This window comes from Chitinivibrionales bacterium, assembly GCA_035516255.1.
Lineage (GTDB): Bacteria > Fibrobacterota > Chitinivibrionia > Chitinivibrionales > FEN-1185 > FEN-1185.
Window position 1 is genome coordinate 51,317 of sequence record DATJAL010000045.1, and the last position, 14,087, is coordinate 65,403.

The window sequence follows — 14,087 nt, forward strand, 5'->3', positions numbered from 1 at the left end:
TCATGTTTTGGAAAAACGCCTTCATTTACACGCTTCGCGAAGACCCTGCCGAGGCCGAGACCATCAGCCACAAGCTCATGCTGCGCGCGGGCATGATACAAAAGGTCGCGGCGGGAATCTATAATTACCTTCCGCTGGGACTGCGGGTCATTTCAAAAATCGAGGCCATCATCCGCGGGGAAATGAATTCCTGCGGCGCCACGGAACTGCTTATGCCCATGGTGGTCCCGGCCGAGCTGTGGCAGGAGAGCGGCCGGTGGGACAAATACGGGCCTGAGCTGTTGAGATTGACAGACAGGAAAAACAACCCGTTCCTTCTCGGCCCCACGCACGAGGAGGTGGTGGTTGACGTGGTGCGCAGAAGCGTGCGCTCGTACCGCGATCTGCCGCTGTGCCTGTACCAGATACAGACCAAGTTCCGCGACGAGGTGAGGCCGCGCTTCGGGCTCATGCGCGGCCGCGAGTTCATCATGAAGGACGCGTATTCGTTCCATGCTCATGAAAAGTCCCTTGACGAAATGTATAAAACGATGTACAGGGCCTACACCGCAATTTTCAAACGGTGCGGTCTGGAGTTCAGGCCGGTGATGGCCGACTCGGGGAACATCGGCGGCAGCGTGACGCACGAGTTCCACGTGCTGGCCGACTCCGGCGAAGACACCATCGCGTTCTGCGATTCGTGCGATTATGCCGCGAACATCGAAAAGGCGGCAGCCAAACAGCCGGCTCACGCTTCGGTGCCTGCCGATTCCTTGCAGCCGTCCGAGGTCGCCACGCCGGGAAAAACAAGCATTGAAGAAGTTTCCGCGTTTCTCAAAGTATCTCCCCGTGAAACCGTCAAGATGCTCATTTACGAGGTGGACGCTGCGCATTACGTCGGAGTGTGCATACGCGGCGATCTCACGGTCAACGAAGTCAAGCTCCGCGGCGTTCTCAACGCAAATCAGGCGGTTATTCCGCCGGATGAGGCCGTTAAGACAAAGCTCGGCCTCACGGTTGGATATCTTGGCCCGCGCAATCTTCCTACCGGCGTGCTCAAGGAGGTCATTGCTGATCACTCCGTGAAGGCCATGGGAAAAGGCGTGTGCGGCGCCAACAGGGATGGGTTTCATATCATCAACGTGTATCCGTCCCGCGATTTGACGTTCAACCGTTACGAAGACATCAGCACCGTGGTTGAGGGCGATGTGTGCCCGGACTGCGGCAAAGGCAAGCTTGCGATGCGTAAGGGTATAGAGGTGGGCCAGGTGTTCAAGCTTGGCGACAAATATGCAAAACCGATGAACCTGACCTTCCTTACTGAGCAGAACACCGAAAGCGTCATGACCATGGGGTGCTACGGCATCGGCGTGGGCCGCACGGCTGCGGCCGCCATAGAGCAGAACCACGACGAGAACGGCATCATCTGGCCTGCGGCAATAGCGCCCTATGCCGTGATGCTGCTTTGCCTCGACACGGGAAGTGAAGAAACCATGGCGGTGTCAAAGGGCATTCATGATGAGCTGGAAAAGAACGGCGTCGACGTGCTGTTCGACGACAGGCCCGAACGGCCGGGCGTAAAATTCAAGGACGCTGACCTTATCGGATGCCCGTTCAGGGTCACGGTGGGACAGCGCGGGCTCAAGGAGGGGATCGTCGAAGTCAAGCGAAGGGCGGAGAAAGCGTTTGTGAAGGTTCCTAAAGAGTCCTGCATCAAAACAATTCTTGAAGTGGTCAAAAAGGAAATCCGCGGGTAAAAGGCTCGACTCGTTACACGAACGGGCCCTGCTCATTTTAAATGATATCAAAGGATTATGTTTTAAGGTTTAAGGTAATTAATGCCCATCATATAAAATATGATTGACTTGTTATTCAGTCCAGTACTATAATTATGATTACCCGAGGAACCATGAAAATATGAAAAAGCCGGCATTCTCGCTTCTTTTTGTAAATTCCTGTTCGTCAAGCAAGGTGCGGCGCGTGCCCTTGAACAGGGCCGTAATCGGGATTTTCTTCACCGTGCTCCTCTTAGGAACGCTTGGCCTGGGGCGCTGCATTTACTTTGCGACCTCCTACGGCTTCGCAAGACTGGACATGCATTTCAATCTCAACGAAAACGCACAGCTTAAGAAGAAAATCAATTTTTATTCAAAATACGCCCATGAAGAAGGAAGCCGCCTCAACCGGATCATAGGATTTGAAGATAAAGTCCGCCTGCATTTCGGCATGGAACAGATCAGCGACGACGTGCGCAAGGTGGGCGTAGGAGGAAGGCCTTCCGCGAACGACCTGATCATTGCGTCGCTCGAAGATCCGTCCGTTATGAAAACCGATTCGATAAAGGAGAATATTCTTACCCTGCTCCGCCAGGCGCATCTCGAGGATACGACCTTCGGCAAAATGGCGGTGGAGTTTGACAGAAAATTCGACCTATGGTCTCAACGTCCTGCGATATCTCCGGTGGGGGGGCGCCTCACCTCCGGGTTCGGATACCGCATTCATCCGTTTACCGGCTACAACGTATTCCACGAAGGCATAGACATCTCCAACCTCATCGGCACCCCGATTCACGCGACGGCGGACGGGATCGTTTCTTATGTAGGGTACAAGACCTATTTCGGCAATGTTGTTGAAATCAGTCATCCGGCGAGCGGGTTCAAGACCGTGTTCGGACATCTGAATAAAGGAGCGGTGGTTTTGGGGCAGGTCATAAAACGCGGCGAGCTCATTGGCTACATGGGCAACAGCGGCAGAAGCACGGGCCCCCACCTTCACTACGAAGTTCGTCAGCTCAGCACCGTGCAGAACCCTCTTCAATTCATCCTGCCCACCGATACCATGGTGGACTGACCACGGCTGCTCAAACCGTTTTGCATGACCGCGTTTCCCATGGTTTCCCTTCGTGAAATAACCATCACCTCGCAGGCGCGCTGCCAGTGGATCGACATCACCGCCGACGTGGAAAGCGCGTTGGGCAAATGCGGCGTGAAAAGCGGCATCTGCTGCGTTGCAAGCCTTCATACCACCGCCGGGATCACCATCAACGAGAACGCGGACCCGGACGTGGGCAGGGATTTTTTCCACGCGCTGGAGAAAATCGTCCCGGCCCGCGGCGGCTACCTGCACGGCGAGGGGAATTCGGACAGCCACGTCAAGGCGTCGCTGGTAGGGCTTTCGGTGCACGTGCCGGTGAAAGACGGGCGCCTGGTGCTGGGCACGTGGCAGTCGGTTTACTTCTGCGAGTTCGACGGGCCGAGAAGGCGGAAGGTCGCAGTTACTATGATGGGGGAGTAAGAAAAAATTGCCACAGAGACACAGAGGACGCAGAGAAAAAGAAAGTTAAGGATGTAGAGTGAAGAGTGAATAGAAAGAAATCACGCAACTCTTAACTCTTCACTATTAACTCTTCACTTTTTTAATCTGCTAAAGTCCCTTTAAGATATCTTTTACAAAAAATCCCGCCCCGATTGCCGCGGCCAAAGCAACCGCCAACAAAATCCCGATAATAACAATCGGCAGAAGGATGATCATCACCGCCTTGAACGTGCTCATGCGGTGGACTTTGGAAAATGCAGCTGCCAGGATTATCACGGAGAAAACCGCTGAAAGGAAACTGCCGGCAACAGGAATCAGATTGAACGCCGATGCGCTTTCACTGTAGCACACCGCCATGAAGGTCGATGTGATGTCCCGGTGCTTGGTGCGGCCGAGAACGACGAGTGCGTGGAAGTAGGCCGTGACAACGAATTCCTTTATTGCAATCATCAACGGCATGAACATGAGCGTGATTGCCGAAGATGCCTTTTCGTTTTGGAGCCAGCCAAGCCAGGGCAGGGATGAGAGCATGGCGGAATCAATGAAAAAGCGGGTCCAGATGAAACTGAGCACGCCGCCGGTAGAGCCGAGAATCAGGGCATAAACAAACGCCATGCCTGTCTTGCGGGAATCGGCCATTCTGGCAAAGAACGGCGATGGATTGGCGAGGCAGTCACGGAGCGTTCGCAAGAGGGCGGGAAAAACCCCAAGTGTTTCCACGGATTCCCAGGGGACAGTTCCTGGCTCCGGTTGACCGCTTTTGATATGCTGGGCGCTGCTCAGCAATGCGTGACCGCAGACGGGGCAGAATTTCGCATCCGCGAAGGTGACTTGCGCGCCGCATTTGGGGCAGGTAATCATGGATGATTTTTTTCTGAAAATTATTCCATTATATCGAAGTGACTACGTGTTGACTGATGCTAAAGCCATTCCCGCGCGGCGCGCAAGCTCCATGAAAGCGGGAATCCACTTAAACAGAAGGATGGCCTCCCGATTTCGCAGGAGAGACAAGATCTGTTGAGGCATCTTCATGGATTTGTATCTGACTGCCGACCGGTGACTGCTGACGGATCATTTCATTCTTGCCTGACGTGCTTCATATAACGTACCGATATAATGTAAAATATATATTTTCAATGTAATTAATCTGTCCGTGAGCAACAACTCTTTTCCGGAGGCTTTCGCGTGATCGTAGTTACCGGCGGCGCAGGATTCATCGGCAGCGTGCTGGTGTGGCGGCTGAACCTTTCGGGCCGCGACGACATCCTTATCGTCGACCACTTGGGCAAGGCCGAGAAGTGGAAAAACCTCGCGTCCCTTTCGTTCGCCGACTATCTGGACAAAGGGGAATTCATCACGCGGCTCGAGGCCGGGGACTTCAAGAACAGCATCGACGTGCTGTTCCATCTGGGCGCGTGCTCGTCCACCACCGAGACCGACGCGTCGTACCTTATGGAAAACAACTTCAGGTATTCGGCGCGCATCGGCACGTGGTGGGAATCGCACAAGACCGCGCGCTTCATCTACGCGTCGAGCGCGGCCACCTACGGCGCCGGCGAAAAAGGCTATACCGACGACGAGGCAAAGCTTTCGGGCCTTCGGCCGCTCAACATGTACGGCTACTCCAAGCACGCATTCGACCTGTACGCGCGGCGCAAGGGCTGGCTCAAGGAGATCGCCGGGCTCAAGTATTTCAACGTGTTCGGGCCCAATGAGAACCACAAGGCAGACATGCGCAGCGTGATCAACAAGGCGTTCCCGCGCATGCGCGACGAGGGAAGGATTTCGCTGTTCGAATCACACCGGCCCGACTATAAAAACGGCGAGCAGCGCCGCGATTTCATCTACGTGAAGGACGCGGTGGAGATGACGCTGTTCTTCATGGAGCAACGCACGGTGTCGGGCATTTACAACATCGGGACCGGCGAGGCGCGCTCGTGGAACGACGTGGCGAACGCCATGTTCGCGGCGCTCAACAAGAAACCCGCAATCCAATACATTCCCATGCCGCCGGAAATACGGCCGAAATACCAGTACTTCACGCAGGCAGAAATGGCAAAGCTCAAGGCCGCCGGTTGTACCCATCAATGCAGGCCTCTAGAAGAAACGGTAGCAGAATACATACACGAGTATCTTCAAAAGGGCGGGTTGATTTCCTGATTGGCTATACCCTCTTTGTCAACATATTAGTTGGGTGCACCGCTACTTTTATCGGGGGCGTCGCCCCCGAACCCCCACCTACTTTTCTTCTGCAGCGAAGAAAAGTAGCCAAAGACGCCGCGCCTGCAGTGCCGTCTTGTCCCTCGGCAGTCGGGCGGCCCGTGAACTCACCCGTGCGAAAGAAAAAAGATTAGCGGGTTCGGACAGCACGAGCGGCTGATCCTCCTGCCCCAGGGGCGGCACTGATGGCGTTAGAAAAAAGACAATTGTGGTAATTGACTTATGCCGGCGTTAGGTGGACCGGAGGGTGCGCTAGAGCGCATTGCCGGCCGACCCCGCGAAGCGGGGAACGCCCGGATTTATTATTTGCTGACAAATACGTGGTCAAGAAATATCAGCCTAAATCATCTTTAGTGGGAAGCGAAGTAACCGTCCCGCCCTTCATTCCCTTAAATAAAGCAACGTTATTGGCAAATTGCGCGGCCGTAAACGGATCGAACCCCCGTGCGATGCTGTGCAGAAACCCGCCGTTGAACGCGCTGCCGATGAGGGTGACGTCGTTCACGGATTCCTTTCCCGGCGTGATGGGGAATTCCTCGATTTTTCCCTGGTACCCAACGAGACACCCCTTGTCGCCGTTCTTCACGGCCACGATCGACACGCCGCGGTCCCATAAAAATCCTATTACGTCAAGCGGACGCTCGTAGCCGAACAGGGCCTTGGATTCGTCGGGTGCCGACGGCAGCATCACGTCGACGAGCGGCAGCACGCTCCACAGGCACTCCTTGGCGTCGTCGAGCGACCAGAGGCGCAGACGGAGGTTTGGGTCGTAGGCAACCATGATGTCGTTGATGTGCGCGAGGTGGAATGCCTTGAACACCGTGTGCCGCGCGGCCTTCGACACCGCCTGCAGCTCGCTCGACGCGTACACGATCTTGCTGTTCTCGATGAGGTCGTCGTAAATGAGCGCGGGCGTGATGGACTGGGCCGCGCTGCCCGGCCGGTGGAACAGGTACTCGCGCTCCTCGGCGTTGCGCGGGCTCGTGAGGTACATGCCGTTGTATCCCTGGCAGGTGATGGCGTGGTCGATGTTGATGCCCTGGCCGATGAGCGATTCGCGGATGAACGAGTGGAACGGGTCGCACGCGATGGCCGACACGAGCGACACGGCGGAGCCGAGCCGCGCCGCAGTCACCGCGGTGACGATGTCGCCGCCGCCGATTGACTTCTGGTACTTTTCGGCGGAGGAAATGTCGCCGTCGCTGCGCATCTCCACAAACGTCTCGCCGATGGCGAGCAGGTCGAAGTCCCTGATATAGGCGGGTTTCATGGCACCCCCACCGGGCTGCGGGCCGTTTTTGCGGCGGCCCTGTTGACAAAACGGTCTATCGCAACGTCGAGTTCGTCTTTTCTCGCCAGGGAAGCGAGCCAGTCAGCGGGGACGGAATCGAGGCCGTAGAGCGCGCCCGCCATGCCGCCGGCCACCATGCCCGTGGTGTCGGTGTCGAGGCCCAGGTTCACCGCCGAGAGAAGAACATCCCTGGTGGTGGAATGGGTGAGCGTGCACCACAGGGCCGCTTCCAGTGTGTCAACCAGGTATCCCGACGACCGTATTTCGCTTTCCTTGAGGCCGGGGACCGCAAACGAGATGATGCGCATGTAATGCGAGAGTTCGTTCCGGTATTCGGGCTTGGCGGAATAAAACGCCAGCGCGCGGGAAACGGCGTTGTGATACGCCTGTTCCCTATCGCCGGCGGAAAGCATTTCCTGCACCAGGAGGCAGTAGATGCCGCACCCCACTTTGGAGCGCGTATGGGCGTGCGTTATCGCGGAAATTTCGTGCGCGCGGGCAAGCAGGTCCTCGGTGGGACTGTCGTGGAAATAAAGCGCCACGGGCAGCATGCGCATGAGCGAGCCGTTGCCGTTGTCGTCCTCGCCCGTGCAGCCGGACTGCGCCGCGCTCGCGCCGTCGTGATATATCCTGTCAAGCGCGAGGTAGGTGGTGAGGCCCGCGTCGAACACGAACCCGGTGGGAGTCCAGTACGATTCGAAAAGCCAATTGCAGAAGGTTTTTCCCATGGCCTCGAGGTCGTAGCCGCCTGCGAGGTTTTCCATGGTGCACAGGACAAGCGCGGTGTCGTCGGACCAGGTGCCTTCGGGCTGGTCGTACCTGCCGTAGCCGAGCATGTTCTTGACAGAACAGAGCGCGAGCTGCTGGCGCGTGGACGATTCTACGGGCACGCCGAGCGCGTCTCCCGCGATCCCGGCGTACAGCGCCGCTTTCATCTTTTTCGTGAGGCCCATTGCTCCTATGAAAATAACATTTTAAGGAAAGGCGGGTTATATTTTTTTACGGGACCAACAGGAGTGGCGGCAGTGCGGGCTGTTTATCGTGGAAGGAGACGGATGTTTCACCGCAAAGCAATGTAAAAGATTGATTGAGTCATGGATTGATGGGCTCTCGAAATATCAAGCACCGTGTCTGCTTCTGCCTTTCCCATGGGGATCCATCGCAGCAAGAAAAACAGAATATGAGGTGCCGCATGAAATCAATTCTTCCAATCTGCTGTCTTTCCGCAATCCTCCTTTTCTCACCTTGCTTTTCCGCCAACTGGTTTGTCGACAATGCTCTCCCTTCCGCCGGCGCGCACGACGGAAAAAACTGGGCATCGGCGTGGAGAAGCCCGGCGGATGCCGCGGGGCTTGGCGCGGGAGACACGGTGTATATCAGCGGCGGGGCGGCTGGCACGTCGCAGACGTACGGCGGGGTGGTGAGCCCGGGATTCGACCACTGGCAGCCCGCGGGCGGAACACCGGGCGATCCCATTGTTTACAAAATAGGACAAGATGCCCTTCACAACGGCACCGCCGTGTTCGACGGCGCCGCCGGCAACCCGGCCGGCTGGCTCGGGTATCCTAATTACAACAACTCGACCAACGTGAGCAACGCGGTGATCAGCGGCGACGCCGGCGACGGCAAACGGCATTTCAGCGTGAGGAATTACGATACGGCGCCGCACGGCCTTGCCGTGATTGATTTTTCGCAGAACCTCAGGATTTCCTACGTTGACTTCGGAAAAGTGTACGGCGGCCTGAACGGCGGCAATATCAACGGGTTTGAGTTCGACCACAACTATGCGGTTGTCGCCGACACCACCGCCGATCATTTCGCGGCCCTGGCGCTCGCCGGCACCGGCTGGGACCAGAACAGAATCCACGACAACATCCTGTATGTTCCCACGCGCGCAGGCGGCTTCGGCGCCGACTGCTTCCAGGGATGTTCCGACGGGTGCAGCATCTACAGCAACAAAATTGTAGGGTACTTGACAAACTACACCGGCGGCCAGCACCAGGACGGCTGGCAGGCGCTGGGCGGCAGCTACATCAAGATGTACGACAACACCTTTATCGGCATCACCAATTACGCCGTGTACGCCGAGGCGCTGTACGGCGACTTCACCCATATGTGGATCTACAACAACATTTCGGTGAACTGCGGCGGCGGCATCATCGCGGGACAGTCGGGCGGCGCCACCGCGTCCATGACGTTCACCGACGTGGTGATCGCGAACAACCTCGTTGACAACGCGGACCAGCCGTATGCGCTCAACAACATCACGGCGCTGCCCGCCTCGTTTGTCAACTGCGTCATGGCCAACAACGTCTGCGTCGCGTGCCGCGGCGGGTTCGGCCTCACCGGCAACACCACCACGCCTTCCACCGCCAATGTGGAAATCGCCGCGGCCGCGGCCCCGCCAGACTTTGTCCGGTTTTCGGCGGGGGACACGATGAATGACTACCACCTGCTGGCCGGCGCCTCGGCGCTGATCGGAGCGGGAACCAACCTTACGCAGTATTTCTCTTATGACAAGGACAATAATGCCCGTCCCGCCGCCGGAGCGTGGGACATAGGGCCATACGTTTATAAAAACGCGTCCGTAAAAGATGTGATGCAAAGGCATGTTGAAGGACAAATCATTCCGCGCGCAGCCATTATAAAGAAATCAATCTTTCAAACATATTTGAGAGACAATGGGGGATTGCGGGTGTTTTATCTTACTGGACGAGTGTTTGATCGATCTGTGGATGTCCATGAAGGCGTTTATCTGGTCCGTTTACCAGACGGCAAAACATCGAGGATGATTGAAGTTGTTAGATAATTAATTTTATTTGCAGGAGCGCATTGCCGGCCGACCCATCGCCGAAGGCGACTTCGGGCGGTCCGGCAACGAGGCCGATAGGCCGAGCCCGGAAGGAGGCCCGCCCCGCGGAGCGGGGGAACGCCCGATCCTTTTTTATTATTATCTTTTCACCATCACTAAAACAATCGCCGCAAGAATCAGCACCGCGCCGGACAATCTCTCCCAGAACACCTTTCTTCCCAGCAGCCTTTCTTCATTTCCCAGAAATTTTCCGAACCACCAGATGAACAGCACGCTCCACATGCCGCGCGAGCTGAAAACAATGTTCATGGCCGTGGCGTTGCCGAAGCGCGAAAGCGCGACCGCCATGGCGACTCCCTGAATGGAAATGAACACGATGCTGGCTATCAGCCACCAGGACACCGGTGATGGAAACAGCATCCTGGTCTTGCGGAACATTGGATAAAACCCGAGCGACAGCACCGCGACAATGAAGAACATGACGGAGATGTAGCGGTCTGCGCCAAAGCCCGGCGCCCATTTCTGTATGTAAATGTCGCACAGGGCGAAACAGATTGAGCACAGCAGGGAATAGGTCATGGTGGGTACAAAGCCCTTTTTGCTTTTCTCGCTGTTACCGCGCAGCAGCGCCAGCGCGATGACCGCCAGCGCCGACGCCACCCACCACAGCACCGGCACCGGTATGCCGAGCAGCATCACGGTGAAAAATGCTACCATGATCACCTTTGCGCCGAGCAGCGGCGTGGCAACCGAAACATCCCCGCACTTTAACGATAATAGCGAAAACGTCTGGCCGGCTATGAAAATGACGCTGGTAAAAAGCGGCTTTGCATAATCCATGTGACCGGGCGCATTGATACCCATGATAAAAAAGGGAACAGCAATAAGGAATGTTCCGATGTTGGAAAGAAAGTTGATATACCAGATGTTTCCGCCGTGCTCCATGACTTTTTTGAAAAGCATGGCGGCGAGGGTGTAGGTGATGGCGCTGAGGAGGGGGAGGGTGAGATATAATGGAAAGGTCATGATAATCCTGGAGCGGGTTTGATGATTGGATAAAATAATTATTATCGTTTGATGTTCCTACGGCGCACAGAAATGTTATTTGAAAGGATTTTTCTTGGCCTTTCAGGGCATTTACAAATGGTCTTCTAGCATTTGCGATGCAATCAAAAAATGCTCATTATTGACATAATATATAGGAAAGACATATTTTAATCCATCAAAAAAATCATCCTATTCAATGCCTAATTCAGAACAACACGTTGTCATCGCCATAGACGGTCCTGCAGGATCCGGCAAAAGCTCCACGGCCAAGCGGGTCGCCGCGCAGCTTGGAATCCTGCATCTTGACACAGGCGCAATGTACCGGGCGGTCACGCTCAAGTGCCTGAGGGGAAAAATACCATACCAGGACCACGTGAAGGTGGCCGCGCTGGTGAAGGACACGAACATATCCTTTTCGGGCATGGCGCCTTCCATGCGCGTGTGGATGGACGGCGAAGACGTCACCGACGCGATCCGCGGCGACGAGGTGACGAAAAACGTATCCGACTACTGCGTGGTCCCTATCGTGCGCACCGTGCTCGTTGACCTGCAGAGAAAAATCGCCGGAGGCCAATCGCTGGTGTGCGAAGGCAGGGACATCGGAACCGTGGTGTTCCCGAAGGCCGGGCTGAAGTTTTACATGGTGGCCTCGGTGGAGGAGCGGGCGAGACGGCGGCAAAAAGATTTCGCGGCATTGGGGATAAAAAAAGGACTTGAGGAACTTGCCGCGGAGATTAGAGAGCGGGACAGAAAAGACTCAAGCAGACCGAATAGCCCTTTATGTAAAGCATCCGATGCTGAAGAGATTGATACAACAAATTTGAGTCTGGATCAACAGGTGACGTACATAGTTGACAAAGCAAGAAAGTATCTTTAGGTTCTTTTACATTGCGACCGCATTGTCATGCTCGACTTTGATTGGGCATCCAGTAATCAGAGTCTACGGGAAGATGGATTCCCGCTTTCACGGGAATGACAAATCGAAAAATAATCATCCAGAATGAGTTATGTTTCTTTAGCCAATATCCATAAACCTTAACCAATTAATTCAGGAGTAAGTATGTCCGAGTCCTCAGTTAAATCCAAAAATGGACAGTCGGCAACCGACGCGCACGGCAACGCAGTGGACCTGTCCGAGTTCGAGGAAAGCTACTACAAGCCCGAGGAAGTCCAGACAAAGCTGGAGAGCTACAAGCAGTCGCTCGAGGGCATTGAGGAAGGCAAGGTGGTGAAGGGCCGCATCCTCAAGGTCACCGACAAGGAAGTATTCGTGGATGTCAATTTCAAGTCCGAGGGAATCATCCCCCTTGCCGAGTTCAAGGACGTTGCACAGTACAAGGAAGGGGACGAGATAGAGGTTTTTCTGGAGCAGGTGGAAGACAGCGAGGGCCAGCTCATCCTTTCGAAGTCCCGCGCCGATTTCCTGCGCGTGTGGGACCGGATATATCAGGCGTTCGAGAAGCAGGAGACCATTGAAGGGCGTATTCTGCGCCGAATCAAGGGCGGCGTGGTGGTCGATTTGTTCGGCGTGGACGCGTTCCTGCCCGGATCGCAGATTGATTTGCGGCAGATCCCGGACATGGATTCGCTCATCAACAAGACCTTCAAGTTCCGCGTGATCAAGGTGAACAAGGCGCGCCGCAACATCGTAGTGTCGCGCCGCGTGATCCTCGAGGAGGACCGCAACCAGCAGCGCGAAAAGATCCTCGCCGAGCTCGAAAAGGGCCAAGTGCGCGAGGGAACGGTCAAGAACATCACCGATTTCGGCGCGTTTATCGATCTGGGCGGCGTGGACGGCCTGCTGCACATCACCGACATGTCGTGGGGCCGCGTGAACCACCCGTCGGAGATCGTGGCGCTCGGCGACAAGGTGAAGGTAAAGGTGCTTGACTTCAACGAAAACAAGGAACGCATCTCGCTCGGCCTCAAGCAGCTCACTGAGCACCCGTGGAAAGGCGTCGAGGACAAGTTCCCCGAGGGCGCGCGCGTGCGCGGCAAGATCGTGTCCATCACCGACTACGGCGCGTTCATGGAACTCGAAAAGGGCATCGAGGGCCTTATTCACATATCGGAAATGTCGTGGACGCAGCACATCAAACACCCGTCAAAGATCGTGGGCATCGGCGACATCGTGGAGGCCGTGGTGCTCAAGGTGGACAAGGAGAACCAGAAGATTTCGCTCGGGTTCAAGCAGCTCGAGCCCGACCCGTGGACCAACGTGACCACCGAGTTCCCGGTGGGCAGCGTGGTCAAGGGCAAGGTGCGCAACATCGCCGCGTTCGGCGCGTTCGTGGAGCTCAAGGAGGGCGTGGACGGCCTGGTGCACATCTCCGACATGTCGTGGACCAAGAAGGTGAACCACCCCGGCGAGCTGTTGCGCAAGGGCGACACCATCGACGTGAAGGTGCTCGACATCGATGTTGACAAACGGCGTATTTCCCTCGGCGTCAAGCAGCTCACCGAGGACCCATGGGGCGACCTCGCCAAGCAATATTCGGTGGGCACCGAGACCGAGTGCGAGGTGGCGCGCATCCTCGACCGCGGCATGATCGTGAACCTTTCGCCCACGGTGGAGGGCTTCATCCCGCTCAACCAGCTCGGCCAGAGCGTGAGTCATCCGTCGGAGGTCTACAAGATGGGCGACAAGGTGCCGGCCGAGGTCGTGGAGTTCGACCTTGAGGGTAGGAAGATCATCCTCAGCATCTCCGAATATTTCAAGGGCAAGGAAGAAAGCTCATGGAAGGATTATGAGGCAGGGCATCCGGTAAAGAAGGTGCCCAAGGCCTCGCGCGCGGAAAAGGCGGAAGCGCCCGCGAAGGATGAGGGACTGGCAGAGGGCGAAGAACAAGCTGAGAAAAAGCCGAAGGAAAAAAAGGCGAAGAAAGAAGAAAATGAAGAGGATTCAATAGAAGAAAAGGAAGAGAAAAAAGGGAAGGAAAAAGAAGAGGAATAAATTTTTTTTTGATTTGAATGAAAAAGATGGACGGCCGTGGAATGAAGAATTTTGCGGCTGTCCTTTTTTATTTGTGGCAATTGATAATTTAAGATTTGGGCGTTTCCCTCACCTTCGGTAAGCCTCAGGCTCGGGTCGGCCCTCCTTCCGGTCTCGCCTTCGGCTCGGGCTGCCGGCGCAAGGCCGCTTCGCGGGGCGCCGGACAGCACCGCGCTCCAGCGCGGCCTCCAGTCGTGCCTAACGCGTCTGCGAACCTTATCGTCTTTACATTCAATAGTGCCGCCGATCGTAGATTGGCGAGTCAGCAAACGGGAAAGGTTTCTTTACCTGTCCAACTGTCCTCCGCGGGTGCGCCCGGCAGAGGTTTGAAGCTTGCAACTGCAGGTACCCGGCTGCACCCAGGAGAGGGGAGTGCCGAGGACACCGCAGGCCAAAGGCCGAAGAGGCCGAGGCCGGTGGAGACGACCCTT

The 14,087-nt window shown here is 56.0% G+C and carries 11 protein-coding genes; 7 read left to right on the forward strand and 4 right to left on the reverse strand.

The window, feature by feature from the left end:
- Positions 1–2 precede the first annotated feature (2 nt).
- The 3 genes from VLX68_12740 to VLX68_12750 all read left to right on the forward strand — a co-directional run bounded on the left by VLX68_12740 (position 3) and on the right by VLX68_12750 (position 3,273).
- Positions 3–1,736 carry a proline--tRNA ligase gene (locus VLX68_12740; GenBank protein ID HUI93107.1) on the forward strand — a complete coding sequence of 578 codons (1,734 nt, stop codon included), beginning with the start codon at positions 3–5 and terminating at the stop codon, positions 1,734–1,736.
- A gap of 160 nt (positions 1,737–1,896) precedes the next feature.
- Entirely contained in the window at positions 1,897–2,829 is a 933-nt protein-coding gene (locus VLX68_12745) for a M23 family metallopeptidase (protein ID HUI93108.1), read from the forward strand.
- Between the two features lie 24 nt (positions 2,830–2,853).
- Positions 2,854–3,273, forward strand: a complete 420-nt coding sequence (locus VLX68_12750; GenBank protein HUI93109.1) for a secondary thiamine-phosphate synthase enzyme YjbQ — start codon at positions 2,854–2,856, stop codon at positions 3,271–3,273.
- A 129-nt stretch (positions 3,274–3,402) separates the two neighbouring features.
- Here VLX68_12750 and VLX68_12755 read toward each other — a convergent pair whose 3' ends face one another.
- The gene (locus tag VLX68_12755) at positions 3,403–4,155 is read right to left on the reverse strand and encodes a zinc ribbon domain-containing protein (protein ID HUI93110.1); all 753 of its coding nucleotides are present in this window, start codon (positions 4,153–4,155) and stop codon (positions 3,403–3,405) included.
- Positions 4,156–4,479: 324 nt separating this feature from the next.
- Between VLX68_12755 and rfaD the strand changes: the two genes are divergently transcribed.
- A complete protein-coding gene (gene rfaD / locus VLX68_12760; protein HUI93111.1) occupies positions 4,480–5,454 on the forward strand; it encodes an ADP-glyceromanno-heptose 6-epimerase in 975 nt (324 codons plus the stop codon).
- A 394-nt stretch (positions 5,455–5,848) separates the two neighbouring features.
- On the opposite strand, the gene VLX68_12765 is transcribed toward rfaD, so the two are convergent.
- A complete protein-coding gene (locus tag VLX68_12765) occupies positions 5,849–6,784 on the reverse strand; it encodes a sugar kinase (protein ID HUI93112.1) in 936 nt (311 codons plus the stop codon).
- Positions 6,781–7,758, reverse strand: coding sequence for an ADP-ribosylglycohydrolase family protein (locus tag VLX68_12770; GenBank protein ID HUI93113.1), 978 nt, complete (start codon positions 7,756–7,758; stop codon positions 6,781–6,783). Before VLX68_12770 ends, VLX68_12765 begins: the two co-directional genes overlap by 4 nt.
- 239 nt (positions 7,759–7,997) lie before the next feature.
- Here VLX68_12770 and VLX68_12775 point away from each other — a divergent pair, with 239 nt between their 5' ends.
- Entirely contained in the window at positions 7,998–9,614 is a 1,617-nt protein-coding gene (locus tag VLX68_12775; protein ID HUI93114.1) for a hypothetical protein, read from the forward strand.
- A gap of 141 nt (positions 9,615–9,755) precedes the next feature.
- Here the strand turns inward: VLX68_12775 and VLX68_12780 are convergent, their stop codons facing one another.
- Positions 9,756–10,643, reverse strand: a complete 888-nt coding sequence (locus tag VLX68_12780) for a DMT family transporter (GenBank protein HUI93115.1) — start codon at positions 10,641–10,643, stop codon at positions 9,756–9,758.
- Positions 10,644–10,860: 217 nt separating this feature from the next.
- Here VLX68_12780 and cmk point away from each other — a divergent pair, with 217 nt between their 5' ends.
- Positions 10,861–11,541 (forward strand): (d)CMP kinase, encoded by a 681-nt coding sequence (gene cmk / locus VLX68_12785; GenBank protein HUI93116.1) that lies wholly within the window; start codon positions 10,861–10,863, stop codon positions 11,539–11,541.
- 183 nt (positions 11,542–11,724) lie between these two features.
- The gene (locus VLX68_12790) at positions 11,725–13,617 is read left to right on the forward strand and encodes a 30S ribosomal protein S1 (GenBank protein HUI93117.1); all 1,893 of its coding nucleotides are present in this window, start codon (positions 11,725–11,727) and stop codon (positions 13,615–13,617) included.
- Positions 13,618–14,087 lie beyond the last annotated feature (470 nt).